This is a genomic window from Pseudomonas sp., assembly GCF_037994325.1.
In the GTDB taxonomy this organism is placed as follows: domain Bacteria; phylum Pseudomonadota; class Gammaproteobacteria; order Pseudomonadales; family Pseudomonadaceae; genus Aquipseudomonas.
Map to the genome: position 1 here is coordinate 1 of NZ_JBBNAH010000406.1, position 5,198 is coordinate 5,198.

The window sequence follows — 5,198 nt, forward strand, 5'->3', positions numbered from 1 at the left end:
CATCGTCCAACGCCGCGCTCCACTCTTTCCAGCCGCTGCCCAGGGCTAACGGGTAGTTGTGATTGCAGCCTTCGCCCGCACCTTCACCGCGCTCATCGGCGTTGCCGAGAAAGTACGGGTATTCGTCCAGCGGGTCGCCATGGATGGAGGCGAACAGCACGTCGCCGCGCGTATAGAACAGTTCCTGGGTGCCATTGCCGTGGTGGTAGTCGACATCAAGAATCGCCACGCGCTTAGCGCCTTGATCGAGAAACGCCTGGCTGGCGATGGCAACGTTATTGAGAAAGCAGTAACCGCCCATAAAGTCGCTGCCGGCGTGGTGACCTGGCGGACGGCACAGGGCAAACGCCGTGCGCGCGCCTTGGCGCATATGGTCTTGGGCGGTAAGCGCCACTTGTGCCGAGCTGTAGATAGCCTGCCAGGTGCCGGCAGTGATCGGCGCTTCGGTATCAAAACAGTAGTGGCCGAGTTCACCGATCAAGGCCCGGGGAATGGGGCCATCGCGGCGCAGGCGGCGGGCGGGAAAGGTGGAAGGCAACAGATCGCAGCTATGGCCTTCAGCGGCCCAGCGCGACCAGGCGTTTCGCAGAAAGGTCAAGTACGCGCCGTCGTGGATGCGCGCGATAGGCGCCAGACCGAAATCCTTGGGCGCAACCACTTCGCCGAGGTTTTGCTGTTTTACCCGCGCCAATACCGTATCGGCGCGGCTGGGCATTTCGAAGCACGGCTGCAGTTGGCCATCGACCAACTCAGATTGGCCATGGTGCAAACGGTGGTCGTCGCTGTAGACGGTCAACATAGGGGGGCGCTCCTCGTCAGTGTTGTTGTGCAGGCATTGTGGGCACAGGCCTGGCAACAGAAGAACGCTGTGGGCGGCCAAAAGGGGATCGAAATGGCCAATTTATTTGGCCAAAACCATATTGGATCCATAGGGCGTGGATGCAGATGTGTCAGCGCACCTGGGCCCCCGCCTGCGCGGGGGCGACGGATGTTTTCAGCCCCAGCACCGTCATTCCCGCGCAGGCGGGAATCCAGAATGCTGGAACCAAAACGCGGAAGTTTCAGCGCGCCTAGGCCACTACCCGCGCAGGGGAGACGGATATCTTCAGCCCCCACCGTCATTCCTGCGCAGGCAGGAACCCAGAATGCTGGAACCAAAACGCGGAGGTTTCAGCGCCGCCTAGGCCCCTACCTGCGCAGGGGAGACGGATATCTTCAGCCCCCACCGTCATTCCCGCGTAGGCGGGAATCCAGAATGGGGCGTCAAACTCGGAAATAGCTAGGCGGCTGCCCACTCCAGCGTTGGAAGGCATGCCGCAGGCTGGCGGTTTCGCTGAAGCCGAGCAGTTCGGCGATGCGGTAGATGGGCAGGTCACCTTGTTGCAGCAGTTCCTTGGCGCGATTAAAGCGCAGCTCATCCAGCAGTTGTTGGTAGCTGGTGTGTTGCTGTTGCAGGTAGCGCCTCAGGCTGCGCGCCGAGCAGTTCATTTGCCGAGCCAGCTCTTCCAGGCCTGGCGGCGCTTGCAGGCGTTCGGCCAACAGTTCGCGCACCCGCTCCAGCCAGGCGCGGTTGGCGGCCAGTTCGGCGTTCTGCCGGCGGCATTGGTCGAGCATTTCCTGGTGGGTGATGGGGTCGGCCAGCGGCAAAGGCTGGTCGAGCCAGTGGGCGGCAAAGCCGATGGCGTTGCGCGCTTGGCTGAAGTGCAGGGGGCAGTCGAAACCTTGCCGATAGGCCTGGGCCTGGCCTGGCGCCTCGGCGTAGTCAAATTGCGCGGCCATTAGCGGCAGCGGCTGGCCAAGCAAGTCGGCGCACACCACCTTGAGCGAGGCCAGACACAGTTCCACGTTAAACGGCCGCAGGGCTTCGTCTTCGCCATAGCCGGTGGCGACTAACCAGGCCGTGTCGCCTTCGATTTTCAGGCTGAGGTTGAAGTAGGTGCCCAGTAGCACCGGGTAGCTCAAGCCAATGCGCAAGGCATCGCCAAAAGTCGGCGCCGAGAGCAAGGCGTAGCCGAGTAAGCCATAGGCGGAAATACGCGTGCGCAGCCCCATGCGCATACCCAACGCCGGCTCTGGGCTCAGGCGCAAGGCGTTGGCAAATACCTGCTGTTCCTGCCCCGGGCCGATCAAGCGTTTCATGCTGCGCAGGTCGCTTTCGGAGATACCGCTGCCAGCCAGCACCGCGTCGACGCTATGCCCCTCGGCGCCCAACATCGCTACCGTTAACGTCGACATATGCAGCGAGTTAAGCCACGAGGAACGGGAGAAAATCGCCTCAGGCATAGCCGTTTAGTTCAGTTGCTCTTTGCGCCGATACGGGAATACATCGATCACTTTGCCGGCGCGAATTGCGTCTTGCAGGCTCTTCCAGTAGTCGGCCTGGTACAGATCGCCATGTAGCTGGCTAAACAACTTGCGCTGGCCCATATCGGCGAATAGAAACGGCGGGAATTCTTCGGGGAACACATCCAGCGGGCCAATCGAATACCAAGGCTCGGAGGACATTTCGTCTTCCTCGTAACGCGGCGGCGGAATCACGCGGAAGTTGGCTTCGGTGAGGGCGCAGATTTCGTCGTAGTCGTAAAACACCACGCGGCCGTGCCGGGTCACGCCGAAGTTTTTCAGCAGCATATCGCCTGGGAAAATATTCGCTGCGGCCAGCTGTTTAATCGCCAGGCCGTAGTCTTCCAGTGCTTCGAGCACCTGGGCTTCGTTGGCGTGTTCAAGGTAGATATTCAGCGGCGTCATCCGCCGTTCGGTCCAGCAGTGGCGCACCAGCACGGTTTCGCCTTCGAGCTCGACGGTAGAGGGCGCCACTTCCAATAGTTCGGCGAGGCAATCCGGGTCGAACTTGGACTTGGGAAAACGGAAGTCGGCGAATTCCTGGGTATCGGCCATGCGCCCTACCCGGTCGACGCTTTTCACCATGCGGTACTTTTCAATCACCGTGGCGCGGTCGACGTTTTTCGACGGCGAGAACTTGTCTTTGATGATTTTGAACACGGTGTTGAAACCCGGCAGGGTAAACACGCTCATGACCATGCCGCGCACACCGGGAGCCATGATAAAGCGGTCATCGGTGTTGGCCAGGTGGTTGATCAGCGCGCGGTAAAACTCCGATTTACCGTGTTTGTAGAAGCCAATCGAGGTGTACAGCTCGGCAATATGTTTGCCCGGCAGAATGCGTTTAAGAAAGCCGACAAACTCCGCCGGAATCGCCACATCGACCATGAAATACGAGCGGGTGAAGGAGAAGATAATCGACACTTCGGCTTCGTCGGTGATCAGCGCGTCCACCTGAATGCCGCGGTCTTCGCGGTGCAGCAACGGAATCACCAGCGGCCATTGTTCGTCGCGGGTGTAGATACGGCCGACCAGATAGGCGCCCTTGTTACGGTACAGCACCGAGGAGAACAGCTCGATGCACAGCTCCGGGTCTTTGCACACCCAGTCGGGCAAATTGGTCCGCAGTTGGGCTTCCAGGCGCGCCAGGTCGCGGGGCAAATCTTCGTAGGGCACGCTAAAGCGGTAGTCGGTAAACACCTGCTCAAGCATGCCGGCCAGGTTGACCTGGGGCATATAGCTGCGGGTTTGCGCGCCGCGTTCGTGGCGGCGCAACGAGGGCCGCGTGGTGTGAATAAACATGCAGCCGTCGCTGATCAGGTCGTGGCTGAACAGGCCGCAGAAAATCGAGTTAAACCAGGTTTCCGCCAGCTCATCGTCAAAGCGCGTGTCGATCAGATTGATATAGGCGCTTTTCACCAGCGGCCATAAGTGCACGTCGAGCAGCACTTCGTCTTTCAGGGCTTGGTGCAAGCGCTCGCCAACTTCGCTGACTTTCTCTTCATACAAATTGATCCGCGCGGCCGAGGCCTGCTGAATTTCCTGCCACTGCGCCTGCTCGAAACGGGCGCGGGCACCGTCGGTGATCTGTTTGAAATGCTCGCGATAGTCGTCGAAGCCGTCGAGGATCAACCGGGCGATATCGGCGGCGGGCCATTGCTGGGGCATAGAGAACTCTCGGCAGTTAGATAAAGGCAGCAGCAGACGCCGAGCTTAGCCAGATGAGGCGACAAGAGAAAGCTGTGCGGCAAGAAAGTCGTTTTGGCCGAAATGGATTATTTGCCGTAAACGCATTTCCCACGCGACAAATGACAACCATTCTCGATAAGATCGCCACCGCCCTGCTCCGCCGTCTGTGAAAAGGAAGTACATGTCGCCCCGCAAACCCGATGCCAATGAAGCGCAAACCTATCGCGGCTTCTATGCGGACATCCTGCATTACCTGCGCAAACGTACCGATAACGCCAGCGATGCGGCCGACATGACCCAGGACGTGTTCACCCAATGGCTGGGCTACCGCGATCAGGCCAAGGTCGAGCAGCCGCGCGCGTTTCTGTTTCAGATGGCGCGCAACTTGCTGCGTGATCACTGGCGCCGGCAGAAGGTGCGACAAGGGGTGTTTGTTGAGCAGTTGCCGGAAACCAGCGAGGTTGAGGTTCAGGTGAACAGCATACAGAGCAACGAACCGCTGGCCCGGGCGCAGCAGCAACAGCATCTGGAGCGCCTGAGTGCGGTAATGGCCGAGCTCTCGCCGCGCCGCCGCGAAGCCCTTATGCTGCACCGCTTTGACGGCATGAGTCAGGCGCAAATCGCCGAGCACATGGGTATCTCCATAAGCATGGTGGAAAAACATATCGCCTCTGCATTGCTGCACTGCAAGCGCCGCCTGGAACAAGGTTCGGACGAGGAGCCGCGGCCATGAACGCGTCCGTGGAAACGCCGTTCGACGACAGCGTCGACGCCCAGGCCGCCGCCTGGTTTAGTCGTAACCGCGGCGCCAACGCCGACCCCGAGGCCTTTGCCCATTGGTTAGCCGAACCGGCGCACGCCAAGGCCTATGCCGAATTCGAAACGCTGTGGCGGCAAATGGCTGCACTGCATCCGCAGCGCGCGCCCGTTAACGTGCAGCCGCTGCGTCGTAAACGCAGCTGGCGCCCGGCGCTGGCCGTGGCCGCTGCAGTGTTTTGTGCCGTGCTGACGATGAACCTGGGTGCACCGCTGACCCTGTACAAACAGCAGATTGCCGCCCAATCCCAAGGCAGCCGCAAAATGCCGCTACCCGATGGCAGCACGTTGTTTGTTAACGCCAACACCCGCCTGAAAATCGATTTCAGCGCCCAGCGCCGCGATATTCA

5 protein-coding genes are annotated in these 5,198 nt (G+C 60.3%); 2 read left to right on the plus strand and 3 right to left on the minus strand.

All coding sequences use genetic code 11. From position 1 onward, the window contains the following. From AAAB16_RS13830 to aceK, 3 genes are all read right to left on the minus strand, one after another. The coding region (locus AAAB16_RS13830; RefSeq protein ID WP_340663835.1) for a histone deacetylase family protein at positions 1–799 on the minus strand (799 nt) is incomplete at its 3' end. Positions 800–1,263: 464 nt separating this feature from the next. Beyond that, positions 1,264–2,283, minus strand: coding sequence for an AraC family transcriptional regulator (locus tag AAAB16_RS13835; RefSeq protein ID WP_340663836.1), 1,020 nt, complete (start codon positions 2,281–2,283; stop codon positions 1,264–1,266). 6 nt (positions 2,284–2,289) lie between these two features. Then, positions 2,290–4,011: a bifunctional isocitrate dehydrogenase kinase/phosphatase gene (gene aceK / locus AAAB16_RS13840; RefSeq protein WP_340663837.1), complete on the minus strand. Its 1,722-nt coding sequence runs from the start codon at positions 4,009–4,011 to the stop codon at positions 2,290–2,292. Between the two features lie 202 nt (positions 4,012–4,213). Between aceK and AAAB16_RS13845 the strand changes: the two genes are divergently transcribed. Beyond that, on the plus strand, positions 4,214–4,765 hold the full coding sequence (locus AAAB16_RS13845) for a sigma-70 family RNA polymerase sigma factor (protein ID WP_340663838.1): 552 nt from the start codon (positions 4,214–4,216) through the stop codon (positions 4,763–4,765). Continuing rightward, positions 4,762–5,198, plus strand: a 437-nt coding sequence (locus AAAB16_RS13850; protein WP_340663839.1) for a DUF4880 domain-containing protein, incomplete at its 3' end; no start/stop codon positions are given. The genes AAAB16_RS13845 and AAAB16_RS13850, both read left to right, overlap by 4 nt.

Bases quoted from the DNA above. Each gene is read 5' to 3' on its own strand.
- AAAB16_RS13845 (WP_340663838.1), top strand. From the start codon at position 4,214: ATGTCGCCCCGCAAACCCGATGCCAATGAAGCGCAAACCTATCGCGGC.
- AAAB16_RS13835 (WP_340663836.1), bottom strand. From the start codon at position 2,283: ATGCCTGAGGCGATTTTCTCCCGTTCCTCGTGGCTTAACTCGCTGCAT.
- aceK (WP_340663837.1), bottom strand. From the start codon at position 4,011: ATGCCCCAGCAATGGCCCGCCGCCGATATCGCCCGGTTGATCCTCGAC.